The sequence below is a fragment of the Cupriavidus sp. SS-3 genome, from assembly GCF_035818815.1.
GTDB classification, from domain to species: domain Bacteria; phylum Pseudomonadota; class Gammaproteobacteria; order Burkholderiales; family Burkholderiaceae; genus Cupriavidus; species Cupriavidus taiwanensis_C.
In genome coordinates this window covers 1-17,738 of sequence record NZ_JAYLVT010000020.1, presented here as the reverse complement: position 1 = coordinate 17,738, position 17,738 = coordinate 1, and the positions used below count along the sequence as shown (strand labels likewise).

The following is a 17,738-nucleotide window of genomic DNA, read 5'->3' as shown; positions in this document are numbered from 1 at the left end:
GAAAAGCGACGAGGCTTAAGGAAAACCCGGTAGACCGGCGCGCCGCGAAGCCGATGCTGCACGCCCGGAAATGATTCACGGGCCATGACGGCCCGCGAAACCGGCGGCGAAATACAAGCTCCGCCGCCTTGTGCGCCGCGCTGGCTGCACCGCAAAACGCGGTCGCCGGCGCGGCTGGCTGGGTGCCAGGGTCAGCCCATGTGCAGGCCGCCGTTGAGCGAGAAGTCGGCGCCGGTCGAGAACCCGGACTCATCCGAGGACAGCCAGGCGCAGATCGAGGCGATCTCTTCGGGCTCGCCCAGGCGCTTCACCGGGATCGTGCCGACGATCTTGTCGAGCACGTCCTGGCGGATGGCCTTGACCATATCCGTGGCGATATAGCCCGGCGACACCGTGTTCACCGTCACGCCCTTGGTCGCCACTTCCTGCGCCAGCGCCATGGTGAAGCCGTGCAGGCCGGCCTTGGCGGTGGAGTAGTTGGTCTGGCCAAACTGGCCCTTCTGCCCGTTCACCGACGAGATATTGACGATGCGGCCCCAGCCGCGATCGGCCATGCCGTCGATCACCTGCTTGGTGACGTTGAACAGCGAGGTCAGGTTGGTGTCGATCACCGCATCCCAGTCGGCGCGGGTCATCTTGCGGAACACCACGTCGCGCGTGATGCCGGCATTGTTGATCAGCACATCGACTTCGCCGACCTCGGCCTTGACCTTGTCGAAGGCCGCCTTGGTCGAGTCCCAGTCCGCCACGTTGCCTTCGGAGGCGACGAAGTCGAAACCCAGGGCCTTCTGCTGCTCCAGCCACTTTTCACGGCGCGGCGAGTTGGGGCCGCAGCCGGCCACCACGCGAAAGCCATCCCTGGCCAGCCGCTGGCAAATGGCGGTCCCGATACCACCCATGCCGCCGGTCACATACGCAATGCGCTGAGTCATGTCCACTCCTTGATTGGCTTTTCGTTATTTGCCGCCAGGCCGCGCCATGCGCGCGCCCGGCGCACCCCTTCTTAATTGCGCTCGACCGCCAGCGCCACGCCCATGCCGCCGCCGATGCACAGCGATGCCAGGCCCTTCCTGGCATCGCGGCGCTTCATCTCGTGCAGCAGCGTCACCAGGATACGGCAGCCAGACGCGCCGATCGGGTGGCCGATGGCAATGGCGCCGCCGTTGACGTTGACCTTGGAGGTATCCCAGCCCATCTGCTGGTGCACCGCCAGCGCCTGCGCGGCGAAGGCCTCGTTGATTTCCATCAGGTCCAGGTCCTGCGGGGTCCAGCCCGCGCGCGATAGCGCGCGCTTGGACGCCGGCACCGGGCCCATGCCCATCACCTTCGGGTCCACGCCGGCGTTGGCGTAGCTCTTGATGGTGGCGAGCGGGGTCAGGCCCAGTTCCTTGGCCTTGGCGGCCGACATCACCACTACCGCGGCGGCGCCGTCGTTCAGGCCCGAGGCGTTGGCCGCGGTCACCGAGCCGGCCTTGTCGAAGGCGGGCTTGAGGCCGGCCATGCTGTCCAGCGTGGCGCCGTGGCGCACGAACTCGTCGGTCTTGAAGGCCACCGGATCGCCCTTGCGCTGCGGGATCAGCACCGGCACGATCTCTTCGTCGAACTTGCCGGCCTTCTGCGCAGCCTCGGCCTTGTTCTGCGAGCCCACCGCGAATTCGTCCTGCGCTTCACGCGTGATGCCGTATTCCTTGGCCACGTTCTCGGCGGTGATGCCCATGTGGTACTGGTTGTACACGTCCCACAGGCCGTCGACGATCATGGTGTCGACCAGCTTGGTGTCGCCCATGCGGAAGCCGTCGCGCGAGCCCGGCAGCACGTGCGGCGCGGCGCTCATGTTTTCCTGGCCGCCGGCCACCACGATCTCGGCGTCGCCCGCCATGATCGCGTTGGCGGCCAGCATCACAGCCTTCAGGCCCGAGCCGCATACCTTGTTGATGGTCATGGCCGGCACCATCGCCGGCAGGCCGGCCTTGATCGAAGCCTGGCGCGCCGGGTTCTGGCCCGAGCCGGCGGTGAGCACCTGGCCCATGATCACTTCGCTGACCTGGTCCGGCTGGATGCCGGCACGCTCCAGCGCGGCCTTGATCACGATCGCCCCCAGTTCCGGCGCCGGAATCTTCGCCAGCGAGCCGCCAAATTTGCCAACCGCGGTACGGGCCGCGGATACGATGACAACGTCAGTCATGGTGTAGTCCTCTCAATGGAAACAGGGACCCGCAGCCCGCCGGCGCGCGCGGGGCGCACGCCGGCGGACGCGCGGGCATCATGCCTTGGCCTTGACGTAGCGCCCAGGCGCGGGTTCGATCGCAGGGAAGCGCGCGTTGCCGTACTGCGCAGGCGCGGCGCGCTTGGCTCCGGCATGGCTGGCCAGCCATGCCGACCAGTCCGGCCACCAGCTGCCGGGATGCTCGGTGGCGCCGGCGAGCCATTGCTGCGGCGACGCCGGCAAGGCGTCATTGGTCCAGTGGCTGCGCTTTTTCTTTGCCGGCGGATTGATCACGCCGGCGATATGGCCGGAGGCGCCCAGCACGAAGCGCAGCTTGTTCTTCAGCAGCGCGGTCGAGGCATAGGCCGCGGTCCACGGCACGATATGGTCCTCGCGCGAGCCGTAGAGATAAGTCGGCACGTCGATGCTGCCCAGGTCCACCGGCGCATCGCATACGGTCAGCTTGCCGGGCACCTTCAGCTCGTTCTGCAGGTAGGTGTGGCGCAGGTACCAGCAGTACCACGGCCCCGGCAGGTTGGTCGCGTCGCCGTTCCAGAACAGCAGGTCGAACGGCACCGGGGTATTGCCCTTCAGGTAGTTGTCGACCACGTAGTTCCACACCAGGTCGTTCGGGCGCAGGAACGAGAAGGTGTTGGCCAGCTCCAGCCCGCGCAGCAGCGCGCACGGCGCGCCGGCCCCGCCGCCCAGCGTGGCTTCGCGCAGCTGCACGTGGCCGTCGTCGACGAAGACGTCGAGGATGCCGGTGTCGGCAAAGTCCAGCAGCGTGGTCAGCAGCGTCAGGCTTGCGGCCGGATGCTCGCCGCGCGCGGCCAGCACCGCGAGCGCGGTGGAAATGATGGTGCCACCGACGCAGAAGCCGAGCACGTTGATCTGGTCCTCCCCGCTGATGTCGCGCGCGACTTCGATGGCGCGGATGGCGGCGTGCTCGATGTAGTCGTCCCAGGTGCGCGACGCCATGCTGGCATCGGGATTGCGCCACGACACCAGGAATACCGTATGGCCCTGCTCCACCGTATGCCGCACCAGCGAGCTTTCCGGCTGCAGGTCAAGGATGTAGTACTTGTTGATGCAAGGCGGCACCATCAGCAGCGGGCGCGCATGGACCTTGGCGGTGAGCGGCTTGTACTGCAGCAGCTGGAAGTATTCGTTCTCGTAGACCACCGCGCCTTCGGTCACCGCAACATTGCGGCCCACCTCGAACGCGGTCTCGTCGGTCTGCGAGATCTTGCCCCGCGTGAGGTCCTCCATCATGTTGCGCACGCCGGCGCGCAGCGATTCACCGCCCGATTCGATCAGCAGGCGCTGCGCTTCGGGATTGGTGGCGAGGAAGTTGGCGGGCGACATCGCATCGACCCACTGCGAGATCGCGAAGCGGATGCGCTGGCGTGTCTTGGCATCGGCCTCGACCGCGTCGGCGAGTTCGGTCAGCGCGCGGGCGTTGAGCAGGTAGAAAGCGGCGGCGTAACGGTACGGCACGTTGTTGCGCCACGCGTCGCCGGCAAAGCGGCGATCGTGCAGCGGCCCGGTGCCGTCGGGCTTGCCCTCGGCCAGCGCCTGCCACAGGGCGGCGAAGTCCTTCATGTAGCGCTGCTGGATGTCGGCCAGCTGGGCCGGCGCGATCTTGACGCCTGCCAGCGAATCGAGGCCCGGGATGCCGGCCATCATGCCGGATGCGGCCGCGTGGCCGTTGCCTTCAGTGCCCTGCCACTGGCGGGACCATTCCAGCCAGGTGGCTGGATCGAATGGCCCCGGCGTGAACTTGGGTGGTTGGGACTTGCCTTCCTGCGTGGAAGCTGCCGCACCTTTGCCGGTCGCCATGATCAGTTTTGTCTCTCTGCCGTCACTATTCGAACCGGCTCCGGGCATTGCCCTGGCCGGCACTATGCATGGGGAGATGCTATCCGATTGGATCCGGCTCCAGCCCTTCCCAAGCGGGAGGGTCAGCCGGCACATCTGCCCTGGAACTGGCCTGGAACCCAGGCTCGCACAAGCTGCGGCCAGGGCTTGCATCCATTCCGATAGCGGCTCCCTTTTATCCGGCGGGCGCGGCGCCTTGGTTGCCAGCGCCATGCGTTATGCTTGCCGGAAAAACCTGGGAATCGTCAGCGATTCCGAGACATTCGAGGCCATTGTTGCCTTGCAACGCGCGCGCTGTCAATGCGGAAATCCGCCCCGGCGCCGCGCGCTGCCCGACCTACCGGACGGTAATGCAGCACACGCACCTGCCGAGGCCATCGAGCATAGTCGAGAAGGATGAAATTCTGATGTACATCGTGGCCATTGGCTGGCTCTACGTGGCGCTGATGATGGCGATCACCGAGCACAACGTGGTGGCGGGGATCGCCACCTTCCTGATGTATGGGGTCGCGCCGGTGGCGCTGGTGCTCTACATCATGGGCACGCCCGGCCGGCGCCGGCGCAAGGCCGAGGCCGAACGCGCGCTGGAGCAAAGCGCCCCGGCCGGCGAGGCGGCGAAGCGCGCGGACGAGTAAGGCAGCGCCGCTCAGTCGGCCAGCCAGACCAGGCTGGCCATGCGCCCGGTCACGCCGTCGCGCCGGTAGGAGTAGAAGCGTTCGGCATCGGTAACGGTGCAGGCAGCGCCGCCGTGGATGTCGACGCAGCCGGCGCGGGCCAGGCGTGTGCGCGCCAGCGCATAGATGTCGGCGAAGTACTTGCCCGGAGCGCCGGCGCGAAACGCCGCGGCCACCGCAGCCTGCTCGTCCGGGCGTGCCTGCGCGAGGAAGGCCTCGCGCACCTCGGCGCCGACCTCGAAGGACTCGGGGCCGATCGCCGGACCCAGCCATGCCAGCCAGCGCGTGGCAGCGCCGCCGGCGGCCGCCTGCATCCGCGCCAGCGTGGCCTCGATCACGCCATTGCACAGGCCGCGCCAGCCCGCATGCGCGGCGCCCACCACCGTCCCCTGCGTATCGCACAGCAGCACCGGCAGGCAGTCGGCCGTCATCACGGCGCAGACGTGGCCCGGCGCCAGCGCCAGGCTCGCATCGGCCTGCGGCACGGGATCGCCCGGTGCGCCCACATGGTCGACGGTGGCAACCGCGCAACCATGCACCTGTTCCAGCCATTGCGGCATCGACGGCAGGCACGCGGCCAGCCGCGCGCGGTTGCGCGCGACGTCGGCCGGATCGTCGCCGACGTGGGTGCCCAGGTTCAGGCCGCCGGGCATGCCGCCGGCGAGTCCGTACGGCCCCTGGCTGACCCCGCCCTGGCGCGTGGTCGACAGCGCGCGCACGCGCGCCGGCGCCGGCCAGTCCGGCACCAGCCAGGCGGGATCAGGCGTCGCGCTCATCGCCGTCACCGTCGTCGTCATCGTCATCATCGCCGGCGTATTCCCAGTGGGCTTCGCCGCCTTCCCACACTTCGTCCCAGGCGTCGTCTTCGTCGTCGGCCTGCGCGCTTTCAAAGTCGAGCGCATCGATCAGTGCCTGCAGGTCCTCGGGCGGCTGCGCGGTCCACGACATGTGCTTGCCGGTGGCCGGATGCACCAGGCCGAGCTTGTACGCATGCAGCGCCTGGCGCTCGTACGGCACCGGCAGCGGCACGCGGATGGCGGGACGCTGGCCGCGCTGGGTGGCGCGGAAATAGACCGGGTCGCCCACCAGCGGATGGCCGATCGATTCGAAATGCACGCGGATCTGGTGGGTGCGGCCGGTCTCGAGCTTGCACATCACCATCGACACGAAACCCCGCCCCAGCGGCACCGTCGCCAGCGTGCGGAAATGCGTGCGCGACGGCTTGCCGCTGGCGGTCTGCACGATCGCCATGCGCGTGCGCTCGCGCGGGTCGCGGCCGATGGGCGCGTCGATGGTGCCCTCGTCATAGGTGCGGCCCCACACCAGCGCGATATAGGTGCGCTTGACCGTGCGCGCCTGCAGCTGCCGCACCAGGTCGGTCTGCGCGGTGAGCGTGCGCGCCACCACCATCAGCCCCGAGGTCTCCTTGTCGAGCCGGTGCACGATGCCCGCGCGCGGCAGCGACGCGGCGCCGGGGTCGCGATGCAGCAGGCCATTGAGCACGGTGCCGCTCCAGTTGCCGGCGGCAGGATGCACCACCAGCCCGGCGGGCTTGTTGATCACCAGCAGGGTGTCGTCCTCGTAGACCACGTCGAGCGGCACGTCCTCGGGGGCGAACGCCGACGATTCCGGCGCGGCCTGCGGCCGGACCTCGATCCGGTTGCCCATCTGCACCGCGTCGCGCGGACGGCGCACCTGCCCGTCGACGCGCACCGCGCCGCTTTCGATCCATTGCTGCAGGCGGCTGCGCGAAAACTCGCTGAAGTGACGCGCCAGCAATTTGTCGAGACGCTCGCCATGCGAGGCGCTGTCCACCTCCAGCGACAGGGTCACGGCCGGGTCGGCCGCGGCAGCCGGCGCGTCGGCGGCATCGTCGAATGCTTCCGCGCTGGCCTCGAAATCGGCCACCACCGCGGCGGCGCGCACCCGTTCGGGTGGCAGTCCTCCCACGCCATCTCCGGCTTGCGGGTTGGGCTGGGGGCTTGGGCTATAATGCTTGACGCTATTTTTCTTCATCCGGGATACGATTGCCCATGCAATTGCAGAGCATGAAACGCGCGCGCTGGCGCACGACAATTGGAGCGGTTCTGCTCGCAGGCGGCTGCGTCATGCTGTCGGCATGCGGCCTGCTAGCGGACCAGCCCGACGAGACCGCCGGCTGGTCGGCCAACAAATTATATTCGGAAGCCAAGGATGCCCTGGATGGCGGCGACTACACCCGCGCCGTCAAGCTGTATGAAAAGCTCGAGGGCCGCTATCCGTTCGGGCGCTATGCGCAGCAGGCGCAGATCGACACCGCCTACGCCAACTACAAGGACGGCGAGACCGCGGCCGCGCTGGCGGCAGTGGACCGCTTCATCCAGCTGCACCCGAACCATCCCACCATCGATTACGCCTACTACCTGAAGGGGCTGATCAACTTCAACGACAACCTCGGCTGGCTGGGCCGCTTCTCGGGGCAGGACCTGAGCGAGCGCGATCCCAAGGCCGCGCGCGCCGCCTACGATGCCTTCCATACGCTGATCACGCGCTACCCGGAAAGCAAGTACACGCCGGACGCCACGCTGCGCATGCAGTACATCGTCAACTCGCTGGCCCAGCATGAAGTGCACGCCGCGCGCTACTACTACCGGCGCGGCGCCTACCTGGCCGCGGTCAACCGCGCCCAGCAGTCGCTGAAGGACTACGACGGCGCACCCGCCAACGAAGAGGCGCTGTACATCATGATCCGCTCGTACGACGCGATGGGCATGAAGGACCTGCGCGACGACACCGCACGCGTGATGGAGAAGAACTTCCCGGAGAGCGACTTCATCAAGTACGGCGCACGCCGCAAGGACAAGTCCTGGTGGGAAGTGTTCTGACGGGAAGTGACCAGATGCCGCTGCGCCGGCAGCGATAAAAAACGGGACGTGTCGGATGACCGTCCCGTTTTTCTTTTGCCTGCGGCCCGTCGTGCTCAGTCGGCGGCCGGATCCTCGTCACCGGTTTCAGCCGGCTCACCCGCGCTTGTCTTACCGGCCCCGCGCAGCGACTCCAGGAAGCGCACCACCGTGGCCGCCTCGCGCGTGCGCGTGAAGGGCGGCAGGCTCTGCCAGATCTGGCGCCCATAGGGCTTCTCGACCAGGCGCGTGTCGAAGATCGCCAGCACGCCGCGGTCCGATTCGGAACGGATCAACCGCCCCGCCCCCTGCTTGAGCGTGATCACCGCATGCGGCAGCTGGTGCACGGCAAACGGGCTCAGGCCCTTCTTCTGCAGCACTTCCATGCGCGCGGCCAGCACCGGATCGTCGGGCGGCGCGAACGGCAGCTTGTCGATGATCACCAGCGACAGCGCCTCGCCGCGCACGTCCACGCCCTCCCAGAAGCTCTGGCTGCCGACCAGCACCGCATTGCCAAGCTCGCGGAAGCGGTCCAGCAGCTCGGTGCGGCTGGCCTGGCCCTGCACCAGCAGCGGCAGGTTCAGGCCGCGCTCGGCAAAGGCATCGTAGAGCAGGTCCGAGGCCCGCTGCACCGCGCGCAGCGTGGTGCACAGCAGGAAGGTGCGCCCGCCGGCCGCCTCGATCAGCGGCAGCGCGGCCTGCACCACTGCATCGGTGAACTGCGGCGACTGCGGCGCAGGCATGTCGCGCGGCACGTACAGCAGGCCCTGCTTCGCGTAGTCGAACGGGCTGGGCAACGTCAGCGAACGGTCCTTATCGAGCCCCAGCTGCGCGGCGTAGTGGGTGAAATTGCCCTTCACCGACAGCGTCGCCGAGGTGAAGACCCACGCGCGCGGCTGCCCGCCGCGCTGCCGCGTGAAGATAGGCGCGATCGACAGCGGCGTACGGTGCAGCTGCACGGTGTGCGAGAACACCTCGACCCAGCGCACGGTTTCCGGGCCGGCGGATGGCGCGGCCCCGCCCTGCTCCTGCCCCTGCTCCTCGCCGTCGGCTGGCTGCGGTGCCGGCGCGGCCGGGGCATCGGTGCGCCAGGCGGCCAGCTTGTTGGCCAGCTCGAGCGCGCGGCGGTGGCATTGCTGCAGCGATTCGGCGCGCTCGGCCTGGCTCTCGAGCATCTCGACGAAGTCGGACAGCGCCGCGTCGAGCGCATCGAGGGTCTCGTTGAAGGGTTCGGCGATGCGACGGTCGGCCTCGATCTGGCCCAACGCCAGGCGCGCGTTGTCCTTGCCGAAGGCCAGGCGCAGGTCGCGCGCGGCGCGTTCCAGCGGCGCGCCCAGCGCCACCCAGTCGACCGCATCGCGCGCATGCGACAGGCCCTCGGCCACGGTATCGCGCGCGATCTCCAGCAACTGGCTGGTCGACAGGGTCTCGCCGAAGAACAGCGTGGCGGTCTCGGGCAGCTGGTGCGCTTCGTCGAAGATCACCGTATTGGCCGCGGGCAGCAGCTCGGCCATGCCGGTGTCGCGCAGCACCACGTCGGCAAAGAACAGGTGGTGGTTGACCACCACCACGTCGGCCTGCTGCGCTTCCTTGCGCGCGCGCATCACGAAGCAGTCCTTGTAATACGGGCATTCCGAACCGAGGCAGTTGTCGCGCGTGGAGGTCACCATCTGCCACACGGGGGCGTTCTCGGGCACCGACGCCAGTTCCGCCTTGTCGCCGGTGGCGGTTTCCTTGATAAAGCGCCCGATCTCGCGCAGCCACGCCGCATCCTGGCGCGAGGCCAGGCGCCCGCCGGCCTGCGCGCGTTCCAGGTGGTAGTGGCAGACGTAGTTGGCGCGGCCCTTGAGCAGCGCCACCGAGACCGGCACGTTGAGCGCGTGGCGCACGGTCGGGATGTCGCGCAGGAACAGCTGGTCCTGCAGGTTCTTGGTGCCGGTGGACAGGATCACCTTGCCGCCCCACAGCATCGCCGGCACCAGGTAGGCGTAGGTCTTGCCGGTGCCGGTGCCGGCCTCGACGATCACGGAATCGTACTGCGCGATCGCACCGGCGACGGCCTCGGCCATCTTGTGCTGCGACGCACGCGGGCGGTAGCCGGGAATGGCCTGGGCCAGCGTGCCGGTATCGGCAAAGATGGTGGCAAGCTCGGCGCCGCGGCTGGCGGCGGCATCGGCCTGCGCGGCATGGGCGGGCGCCGCGGCGTCGCTGGGGTCGCTGGAATCGCTGTCCAGGGACAACTGGCGGGAATCGGGAAGATCGGACAAGGTGGGGAATGTTGTATGGGCTGCGGCAAACCGGCAGCAATTGCCGGCCATCGCCGCGCCCCGGGGCGCGTCGGCGCTCAGGCCGGCACGTCGGGTTCGAGCTGGAGCTGCAGCAGCGTGATGGCGTCCTTCAGCTTGAGACGGCGCTTCTTCAGCCGGCGCAGCTGCAATTCGTCATGGACCACATCGCCGGCCAGCCGGTCGATCAGGAAATCGAGATCGCGGTGCTCGATCTGCAGCTCCATGATGCGCCGTTCCAGGGTATTGAGGTTGCTGTCCATCTATGCCTCCGCTGCCATCACCGTGCCGGGGCTCAGAAGCCGAACGGGCGCGGCGCCGACGCCGCGCCCTGTTGCTGCTCCCTGGCCTTGGCGCGCCGCTCTTCCAGCGCCTTCTGGCGCTGTTCGAGGTCGCGCTGCTTGGCTTCGTATGCCTTCACGTTCTCCTGGCGCTGGCGGGCCTGTTCCGCGCCCTGCTGCTGCGCCTCGCGCATGCGGGCATCGAAGTCGGACTGCTTCTGCTCGTAGGCCTGCGCGTTGGCGGCGCGCTGCGGGGCCTCGGCCTGGCGCTGCGCGTCGCGCAGCTGCTGTTCCTGCTGCTTTTTGTCGTACGCCTCGCGGCTGGACTGCTCGCTGGCGGCGCGCCGCGGCTGGCTGGCCTCGAACTCGGCGCGGCGCAGGGCCTGCTCGCGGTCGCGCTCGGCGGCGCGGTGGGCACGCTCGGCCTCGCCCACTTCCAGCTCGCGCTTGCGCAGCACCTGCAGCTCCTCGCGCTGGATTTCCTTGGCGTTGTCGATGCAGCGGGTGACGAAGAACTTGCTGTAGCACTCGCGCTCGGCGGCGGCAAAGCGGTAGTTGGTCCAGGCGCGCGAATCGCCGATGGCCTTGCGCTCGGCGGCAAAATCGCGCGCGGCAGCGGGTGCGGCGCCGGGCGCCGAGGCCTGCGCCTGCGCCGCGCGCAGCGGCATCAGCGCGGCGCACGCCGCCACGGCCACGGCGGCCAGGGCGCCGCGGCGGATCAGGAAGACATCGGGCACGTTGGCGAAGGTTGGCATGGCCGGGAGGGTGGCCTTGGCGACGGCCGGGCGGGACTTGACGATCATGTCCGGATTCTAGCATCCGGGCCGGACCGCGGCCCGCCCCCGGGCGCCCGCGCACGTGCGCGCAACGCCGCCCGCCCGACCCGCGGCACGGGCCCCACCGGACGCCCGCGCGCTTGTGGCAAAATGCCCCGCTTTCGACTGACTGCGTCTCACGCTGCGTTCCAAGATGTCCAACCTGCCCGCATCCGTCTCGCAAAAGATCGTCGCGCTCATCGCGGCCGAACTGTCCGTGCAGCCCCGCCAGGTGGCCGCGGCCGTGGCGCTGCTCGATGAAGGCGCCACCGTCCCCTTCATCGCCCGCTACCGCAAGGAAGTGACCGGCAACCTCGACGACACGCAGCTGCGCAACCTGGAAGAGCGCCTGCTGTACCTGCGCGACATGGAAGACCGCCGCGCCGCGATCCTGGCGTCGATCGAGGAGCAAGGCAAGCTCACCCCCGAGCTGCAGGCCGCCATCGAAGCCGCGCAGACCAAGCAGGCGCTGGAAGACCTCTACCTGCCCTACAAGCCCAAGCGCCGCACCCGCGCCCAGATCGCGCGCGAATGCGGGCTGGAGCCGCTGGCGCTGGCCTTGCTGGCAGACCCTACGCTCGACCCGCAGGCCGAAGCGGCGAAGTACGTCAACGGCAACCCCACCGCCGACGGCGGCGTGCCCGACGTCAAGGCGGCCCTGGACGGCGCGCGCGACATCCTGTCGGAACAGTTCGGTGAAACCGCCGAACTGCTGGGCAAGCTGCGCGAGCACCTGTGGAACCACGGCGTGGTCGCCTCGTCGGTGATGGAAGGCAAGGAAACCGCGGAGGAAGAGAAATTCCGCGACTACTACAACTACAGCGAGACCCTGCGCACGGTGCCGTCGCATCGCGCGCTGGCGCTGTTCCGCGGCCGCAATGCCGGCGTGCTGATGGTCAAGCTGGGCCTGGGCGAAGAGCAGGACGCGCTGGTGCCGCACCCGTGCGAAGGCATGATTGCGCGCCATGTCGGCATCCAGCAGCTGGGCCGCCCCGCCGACAAGTGGCTGGGCGACGTGTGCCGCTGGTGCTGGCGCGTCAAGGTGCAGCCGCACCTGGAGACCGAGCTGCTGACGCAGCTGCGCGAAACCGCCGAGAGCGAGGCCATCAAGGTGTTCGGCCGCAACCTGCATGAGCTGCTGCTGGCCGCGCCGGCCGGTCCCAAGTCGGTGATGGGCATCGATCCGGGCATCCGCACCGGCTGCAAGGTGGCCGTGGTGGACAGCACCGGCAAGCTGCTGGAGACCGCCACCATCTATCCGCACGAGCCGCGCCGCGACTGGAACGGCTCGCTCGCCGCGCTGGCGCGCCTGGCCAAGCAGCACAACGTGGCGCTGGTCTCGATCGGCAATGGCACCGCCAGCCGCGAGACCGACAAGCTGGTGCAGGACCTGATGAAGCAGATGCCCGAGCTCAAGCTGACCAAGATCGTGGTCAGCGAAGCCGGCGCGTCGGTCTATTCGGCGTCGGAGCTGGCCGCCAAGGAATTCCCGGACCTGGACGTGTCGCTGCGCGGGGCGGTGTCGATCGCGCGGCGGCTGCAGGATCCGCTGGCCGAGCTGGTCAAGATCGATCCGAAATCGATCGGCGTGGGCCAGTACCAGCACGACGTCAACCAGCGCGAACTGGCGCGCGCGCTCGACGCGGTGGTCGAGGACTGCGTCAATGCCGTGGGCGTCGACGTCAACACTGCCTCGGCGCCGCTGCTGGCGCGCGTGTCGGGCCTGAATTCGGTGCTGGCGCGCAATATCGTCGAGTTCCGCGACGCCAACGGCGCCTTCGCCAACCGCAACGCGTTGAAGCAGGTGCCGCGCCTGGGCGACAAGACCTTCGAGCAGGCCGCGGGCTTCCTGCGCATCAACGACGGCGACAATCCGCTCGACCGCTCCTCGGTGCACCCGGAAGCGTACCCGGTGGTGCAGCGCATCCTGGACCACGTCAAGAAAGGCCTGCGCGACGTGATGGGTAACCGCGAGGCGCTGCGCGGCCTGGCGCCGGAGAAGTTCACCGACGAATCGTTCGGCCTGCCGACGGTGCGCGACATCCTGTCCGAGCTGGAAAAGCCCGGCCGCGACCCGCGTCCCGAGTTCAAGACCGCGACCTTCCAGGATGGCGTGGAGGACGTGAAGGACCTGCAGCCCGGCATGGTGCTCGAAGGCGTGGTCACCAACGTGGCCGCGTTCGGCGCGTTCGTCGATATCGGCGTGCACCAGGACGGCCTGGTCCATATCTCGGCGCTGTCGAACAAGTTCGTCAAGGACGCGCACGAAGTGGTCAAGGCCGGCCAGATCGTCAAGGTCAAGGTGATGGAGGTGGACGTCAAGCGCAACCGCATCGGCCTGTCGATGCGGCTAGACGACGAGCCCGGCCAGGCCGCGGCGCGCGCGGGGGGCGGCGACCGCAACGACCGTGGCGGCCAGCGCAATGGCGGCGGCAAGGGCTTCGGCGGCGGCCGTCGCGAGCCGGAGCCGGCCGGCGCCATGGCCGCCGCGTTCGCCAAGCTCAAGCGCTGAGCGCGCCTGCCCCGGGTACAACGCCCCGCACGGTTTGCCGTGCGGGGCGTTTTCGTTTCAGGCGCCGCGGGCGATGCGCACGGACAGGCCCCTGTCTGTACCGTCGCCACTGCCGGCCCGGTTGGCAAACGCCAGCTCCAGCCCATGCAGCCGCGCCACCCGTCGCGCGATGGAAATGCCCAGGCCGTGGCCCTGCTCGTGCTGCCCGGCGCCGCCGCGGAAAAAGCGGTCACCGAGGCGCGCCAGCAGCGCCGGCGCGACGCCGGGCCCCTGGTCGCGCACGGTGATGCTGTCGGGCCGGAAATCGACCAGCACCAGCGCGCCCGGCGGGCTGTAGCGGATCGCATTGTCGAGCAGGTTGCGCAGCAGCAGCGACAGCAGCGCGGGATCGCCCGCCACCGGCAACGCAGCCTGGTCCGGCGGCGGCCAGGCCAGCTCCACGTCGACCTGCTTCTGCTGCGCCAGCAGCAGGCAGTCGGACAGCGCCTGCTGTGCCACCGGCACCCAGTTGACCGGCTGGCGCGACGGCAGCCCGGCGGCATCTTCGAGCCGGCTCAGCGTCAGCAACTGCGATACCAGCCGGCCAATACGGTCGATGCCGGCGGCGACATTGGCCCGCGCCAGCGCGCGTTCGTCGCGGTCGGGCGAGCGCTCGGCGATTTCCCACTGCGCCTTGAGCGCCGCCAGCGGCGTGCGCATCTCGTGCGCGGCATCGGCGGTCAGGCGCCGCTCATGTTCGATCGAATCGGAAACGCGCGCCAGCAGCCGGTTCATCGCGTGCACCAGCGGCACCAGTTCGCCCGGCACGGCATCGAGGCTGAGCGGGCGGCGATCGTCCGCGGCGCGGGCCTCGATATCCGCGGACAGCGTGCGCACCGGCGCCATCGCGCGGCGCATGAAGCCGATCAGCAGGCCGATCAGCAGCGGCAGGCCCACCGCCCATGGCAGCACCTGCGCGGCAATGTAGGACAGGATCAGCTCATTGCGCTCGCCCAGCTGCTGGCCCACGCACACGCGCCAGCCGGTGTCGGGATCGTCGAGGTAATAGAGCCGCCAGCGCTGCTGATCCAGCGTGACGTCGGTAAAGCCCTTGACGCCCTCGGCGCGCGGCAGCTTGTCGCCGTCGGGATCGATATGCAGCGGCTTGCCGTCGGGCAGCCAGGCGGCGATGGCGAGGTCGCCCAGGCCGGCATCGCCCAGGTCGCCTTCGTCGAGCCGCGGCACGCGCGCGCGCGACATGCCGGCGGCGATGTCGACCAGCGGCACCACCGACTGCATCTGCAGCGCCATGCGCACCATGTCGGTGTCATAGAGCTCGTTGATCTCGTGCCGCGCGCGCACATAGGTCATCCCCAGCGTCAACAGCCATACCACCGGCGCGGCGACCAGCACCGCCAGCACCAGCCTGCGCTGCAGCGTCATGCGCAATCCTCGGCCGCGCCCAGCGTGTAGCCGGCGCCGCGGAAGGTGCGCACGATCTTCGGATGGATCTTGCGGCGCAGGTGGTGGATATGGACTTCGAGCGCGTTGCTCTCGATGCCGCCCTGCCAGTCATAGAGCTTGTCGCGCAGCACCTCGCGCGTCAGCAGCCGGTTGGGATGCGCCAGCAGCAGTTCCAGCAGCATGGCTTCGCGGCTGGTCAGCTCGACCGGCTTGCCCTGCCAGTACGCCTGGCGCGCGGCCGGGTGGAAGGCCAGCGCGCCGTGCTGCCACACCGGCGCCGACATGCCCGCCGCGCGGCGCGTGACCGCCCGCAGCCGCGCCGCCAGCTCGTCGAGCGCGACCGGCTTGACCAGGTAGTCGTCGGCACCGGCATCGAGCCCGCCGATGCGGCTGTCGACGGCGTCGCGCGCGGTCAGCACGATCACCGGGATGCGGCTGCCGCGCGTGCGCCAGCGCGCCAGCAGCGTCATGCCGTCGTCGCCCGGCAGGCCCAGGTCCAGCACCACGGCATCGTAGTGGGCCAGGCCGAGCGCATGCTCGGCATCGGTGCCGTTGCGGAACCAGTCGACCGCGTAGTCGAGCAGCTGCAGGCCTCGCCGCAAGCCGTCGCCCAGCATCGGGTCGTCTTCAACAATCAGGAGTTTCATGCTCTGGAGTGGCCCGGAGGTATCACGGCCCGGTGCGCGCGCCGCTTAATGTGCCATTAAGGTTCGCGGATTATGCTCCGCTCACCTTTCAATTGCCTGCCCGTACAACGCGGCGCGCCTCGCCGGCGTGGACATGGCGTCTGCGCCCGCGCCGGCCCGGCCGCCCCCCGCCGCGTCCCGCGAGCCGCGCCACCCTGCTCTGCCCATGCTGTCCCGCTTCCGCATGCCGCACCGTTACGACCGCCTTGCCGCCGCGCCCGGGCTGCTCCCCCGGGCCGCCGTGCCCGGGCATGCCGCGCGCGCCGCCGCGATGCCGATGCTGGTGGTGCTGGCCTTCGCGCTGCTGTGGTTCGGCACGCTCGGCATGCGCCACCTGCTGGGTCCGGACGAAGGCCGCTATGCCGAGATCGCGCGCGAGATGCTGCGCAGCGGCGACTGGGTCACGATCCGCTACGACGGCCTGAAGTACTTTGAAAAGCCGCCGTTCCACATGTGGATGACGGCGGTGTCGTATGCGCTGTTCGGCATCGGCGACTGGCAGGCGCGGCTGTGCGTGGCGCTGGCCGGCGCCGCGGGGATGGGGGTATCGATGCTCGCGGCCGCGCGCTGGTTCGGCGCGCGCGCCGGGTTGATGGCCGGGCTGGTGCTGGCCAGTGCGCCGATGTGGAATATCGCGGCGCATTTCAACACGCTCGACATGACGCTGTCCGGCGCCATGGCCTGCGTGCTGGCCAGCCTGCTGCTGGCGCAGCATCCGGCGGCGACGCCGGCCGCGCGCCGCCGCTGGATGCAGGCGTGCTGGGCGGCCATGGGCGTGGCGGTGCTGACCAAGGGGCTGGTCGGCGTGGCGCTGCCGGGGCTGGTGCTGATGCTCTACACCGCCGTGACGCGCGACCTGGCCCTGTGGCGGCGCCTGCATGCGCGGGCCGGGATCGCGCTGATGCTGCTGGTGGCGGTGCCGTGGTACTGGCTGGTGGCACGGCGCAATCCGGAATTCCTGCGCTTCTTCTTTATCCATGAGCACTGGCAGCGCTATACCTCGACCGCGCACGCGCGCACCGGCGCGCCGTGGTACTTCGTGCCACTGCTGGCCGGCGGCTTCCTGCCATGGCTAGGCCTGCTGCCGGGCATGGTGCGCGCGGTCACGCAGCGCGCCGGCGTGGCGCACACAGCCGGCAATCACCTGCCGTTCCAGCCCGCGCTGCTGGCGGCCCTGTGGGCACTGGCCATCTTCGGCTTCTTCAGCCTGTCGGGTTCGAAGCTGCCGGGCTACATCGTGCCGATGTTCCCCGCGCTCGGCATCCTGGGCGGCGTGGCGCTGGCGCACACCGGAGAGCGTGCCTGGACCCGGCAAGTGCGCGCCATGCTGGCCCTCGGTGCCATCGGCCTGCTGGCCAGCCCGGTGGTGGCCTCCCTCGATGCCAACAACACGCCCAATGCGCTGTACCGCCACTACGCGATCTGGGCGGCGCTGGCTTGCGCGCTGGTGATGGCCAGTGCCGCCGCGGCCTTGTGGCTGCTTCGGCGCCACGGGCGCATGGCCAGCGTCACGGGCTATGCGTTCGGCATGCTGCTGGCGTTTTCGGTCGCGCTGCTCGGCCACGAAGCCATCGGCCGGTCCGCCTCCGGCATCGACATGGTCGCGCCGATCGGGCGCGTGCTGCGGCCCGGCATGCCGCTGTACGGTGTCGGCATGCTCGACCACACGCTGCCGTTCTACCTGCGCCATCCGCTGACCATGGTGGCGCAGGCCGACGAGCTGGCCTTCGGCACCGCGCAGGAGCCGCAAAAATGGCTGCCGACCGTCGATGCCTTCGTCGACGCCTGGCAGCATGGCCAGCGCGCCGTCGCGCTGCTGTCGCCGCAAGCGTATGCCGAACTGAGCGCGCGCGTGCCGATGCATGTCATCGCGCGCGACTGGCGCCGCGTTGCGGTGGCCAACTTTGCCCTGGCCGGCGAGCGCCAGACGCGCCGGCTGGTTTCCGATTTCCCTGCCACTCCCCCTGCCACTCCTTAACGCATGCAAGTCAAGAAAGTACTGATTCTCGGCGTCAACGGCTTCATCGGCCACCACCTGACGCGCCGCATCCTGGAAACCACGCCGTGGGAGGTCTA

Annotated in this window: 14 protein-coding genes; 4 read left to right on the top strand and 10 right to left on the bottom strand. The window is 69.3% G+C overall.

Annotation, left to right across the window (positions count from 1 at the left end; all coding sequences use genetic code 11):
* Positions 1-191: 191 nt before the first annotated feature.
* From U9J39_RS24280 to phaC, 3 genes are all read right to left on the bottom strand, one after another.
* A complete protein-coding gene (locus U9J39_RS24280) occupies positions 192-932 on the bottom strand; it encodes a 3-ketoacyl-ACP reductase (protein ID WP_115662314.1) in 741 nt (246 codons plus the stop codon).
* Between the two features lie 71 nt (positions 933-1,003).
* Positions 1,004-2,185 carry an acetyl-CoA C-acetyltransferase gene (locus tag U9J39_RS24275; RefSeq protein WP_115680055.1) on the bottom strand — a complete coding sequence of 394 codons (1,182 nt, stop codon included), beginning with the start codon at positions 2,183-2,185 and terminating at the stop codon, positions 1,004-1,006.
* Positions 2,186-2,263: 78 nt separating this feature from the next.
* Complete coding sequence (gene phaC / locus U9J39_RS24270; RefSeq protein WP_115709151.1) at positions 2,264-4,045, bottom strand: class I poly(R)-hydroxyalkanoic acid synthase; 1,782 nt, start codon at positions 4,043-4,045, stop codon at positions 2,264-2,266.
* 446 nt (positions 4,046-4,491) lie between these two features.
* On the opposite strand from phaC, the gene U9J39_RS24265 reads away from it, so the two are divergent.
* Complete coding sequence (locus tag U9J39_RS24265; protein ID WP_115709149.1) at positions 4,492-4,719, top strand: hypothetical protein; 228 nt, start codon at positions 4,492-4,494, stop codon at positions 4,717-4,719.
* 11 nt (positions 4,720-4,730) lie between these two features.
* On the opposite strand, the gene pgeF is transcribed toward U9J39_RS24265, so the two are convergent.
* Entirely contained in the window at positions 4,731-5,534 is an 804-nt protein-coding gene (gene pgeF / locus U9J39_RS24260) for a peptidoglycan editing factor PgeF (RefSeq protein WP_326348292.1), read from the bottom strand.
* The gene (locus U9J39_RS24255; protein ID WP_115709145.1) at positions 5,518-6,774 is read right to left on the bottom strand and encodes an RluA family pseudouridine synthase; all 1,257 of its coding nucleotides are present in this window, start codon (positions 6,772-6,774) and stop codon (positions 5,518-5,520) included. Before U9J39_RS24255 ends, pgeF begins: the two co-directional genes overlap by 17 nt.
* A 17-nt stretch (positions 6,775-6,791) precedes the next feature.
* Between U9J39_RS24255 and U9J39_RS24250 the strand changes: the two genes are divergently transcribed.
* Positions 6,792-7,622: an outer membrane protein assembly factor BamD gene (locus U9J39_RS24250; RefSeq protein ID WP_115680050.1), complete on the top strand. Its 831-nt coding sequence runs from the start codon at positions 6,792-6,794 to the stop codon at positions 7,620-7,622.
* Between the two features lie 95 nt (positions 7,623-7,717).
* Here the strand turns inward: U9J39_RS24250 and U9J39_RS24245 are convergent, their stop codons facing one another.
* The 3 genes from U9J39_RS24245 to U9J39_RS24235 are packed head-to-tail and all read right to left on the bottom strand — an operon-like array spanning position 7,718 to position 11,009.
* The gene (locus U9J39_RS24245) at positions 7,718-9,958 is read right to left on the bottom strand and encodes an ATP-dependent DNA helicase (protein WP_373429499.1); all 2,241 of its coding nucleotides are present in this window, start codon (positions 9,956-9,958) and stop codon (positions 7,718-7,720) included.
* A 26-nt stretch (positions 9,959-9,984) separates the two neighbouring features.
* Complete coding sequence (locus U9J39_RS24240; RefSeq protein ID WP_018004489.1) at positions 9,985-10,188, bottom strand: DUF465 domain-containing protein; 204 nt, start codon at positions 10,186-10,188, stop codon at positions 9,985-9,987.
* A 32-nt stretch (positions 10,189-10,220) separates the two neighbouring features.
* Positions 10,221-11,009: a hypothetical protein gene (locus U9J39_RS24235; RefSeq protein ID WP_115709141.1), complete on the bottom strand. Its 789-nt coding sequence runs from the start codon at positions 11,007-11,009 to the stop codon at positions 10,221-10,223.
* A gap of 166 nt (positions 11,010-11,175) precedes the next feature.
* Here U9J39_RS24235 and U9J39_RS24230 point away from each other — a divergent pair, with 166 nt between their 5' ends.
* Entirely contained in the window at positions 11,176-13,533 is a 2,358-nt protein-coding gene (locus tag U9J39_RS24230) for a Tex family protein (RefSeq protein WP_115709139.1), read from the top strand.
* A gap of 57 nt (positions 13,534-13,590) precedes the next feature.
* On the opposite strand, the gene U9J39_RS24225 is transcribed toward U9J39_RS24230, so the two are convergent.
* The gene (locus U9J39_RS24225; RefSeq protein ID WP_326348290.1) at positions 13,591-14,955 is read right to left on the bottom strand and encodes an ATP-binding protein; all 1,365 of its coding nucleotides are present in this window, start codon (positions 14,953-14,955) and stop codon (positions 13,591-13,593) included.
* The gene (locus U9J39_RS24220) at positions 14,952-15,623 is read right to left on the bottom strand and encodes a response regulator (RefSeq protein ID WP_326348289.1); all 672 of its coding nucleotides are present in this window, start codon (positions 15,621-15,623) and stop codon (positions 14,952-14,954) included. Before U9J39_RS24220 ends, U9J39_RS24225 begins: the two co-directional genes overlap by 4 nt.
* A gap of 223 nt (positions 15,624-15,846) precedes the next feature.
* Between U9J39_RS24220 and U9J39_RS24215 the strand changes: the two genes are divergently transcribed.
* On the top strand, positions 15,847-17,640 hold the full coding sequence (locus U9J39_RS24215; RefSeq protein ID WP_442784925.1) for a glycosyltransferase family 39 protein: 1,794 nt from the start codon (positions 15,847-15,849) through the stop codon (positions 17,638-17,640).
* The last annotated feature ends 98 nt before the right edge of the window (positions 17,641-17,738 follow it).

Coding starts and splice junctions, on each gene's coding strand:
- U9J39_RS24220 (WP_326348289.1), bottom strand. CDS start 15,623: ATGAAACTCCTGATTGTTGAAGACGACCCGATGCTGGGCGACGGCTTG.
- pgeF (WP_326348292.1), bottom strand. CDS start 5,534: ATGAGCGCGACGCCTGATCCCGCCTGGCTGGTGCCGGACTGGCCGGCG.
- U9J39_RS24250 (WP_115680050.1), top strand. CDS start 6,792: ATGCAATTGCAGAGCATGAAACGCGCGCGCTGGCGCACGACAATTGGA.
- U9J39_RS24275 (WP_115680055.1), bottom strand. CDS start 2,185: ATGACTGACGTTGTCATCGTATCCGCGGCCCGTACCGCGGTTGGCAAA.
- U9J39_RS24240 (WP_018004489.1), bottom strand. CDS start 10,188: ATGGACAGCAACCTCAATACCCTGGAACGGCGCATCATGGAGCTGCAG.
- U9J39_RS24245 (WP_373429499.1), bottom strand. CDS start 9,958: ATGGCCGGCAATTGCTGCCGGTTTGCCGCAGCCCATACAACATTCCCC.
- U9J39_RS24230 (WP_115709139.1), top strand. CDS start 11,176: ATGTCCAACCTGCCCGCATCCGTCTCGCAAAAGATCGTCGCGCTCATC.
- U9J39_RS24265 (WP_115709149.1), top strand. CDS start 4,492: ATGTACATCGTGGCCATTGGCTGGCTCTACGTGGCGCTGATGATGGCG.
- U9J39_RS24235 (WP_115709141.1), bottom strand. CDS start 11,009: ATGATCGTCAAGTCCCGCCCGGCCGTCGCCAAGGCCACCCTCCCGGCC.
- U9J39_RS24255 (WP_115709145.1), bottom strand. CDS start 6,774: ATGAAGAAAAATAGCGTCAAGCATTATAGCCCAAGCCCCCAGCCCAAC.
- U9J39_RS24225 (WP_326348290.1), bottom strand. CDS start 14,955: ATGACGCTGCAGCGCAGGCTGGTGCTGGCGGTGCTGGTCGCCGCGCCG.
- U9J39_RS24280 (WP_115662314.1), bottom strand. CDS start 932: ATGACTCAGCGCATTGCGTATGTGACCGGCGGCATGGGTGGTATCGGG.
- phaC (WP_115709151.1), bottom strand. CDS start 4,045: ATGGCGACCGGCAAAGGTGCGGCAGCTTCCACGCAGGAAGGCAAGTCC.
- U9J39_RS24215 (WP_442784925.1), top strand. CDS start 15,847: ATGCCGCACCGTTACGACCGCCTTGCCGCCGCGCCCGGGCTGCTCCCC.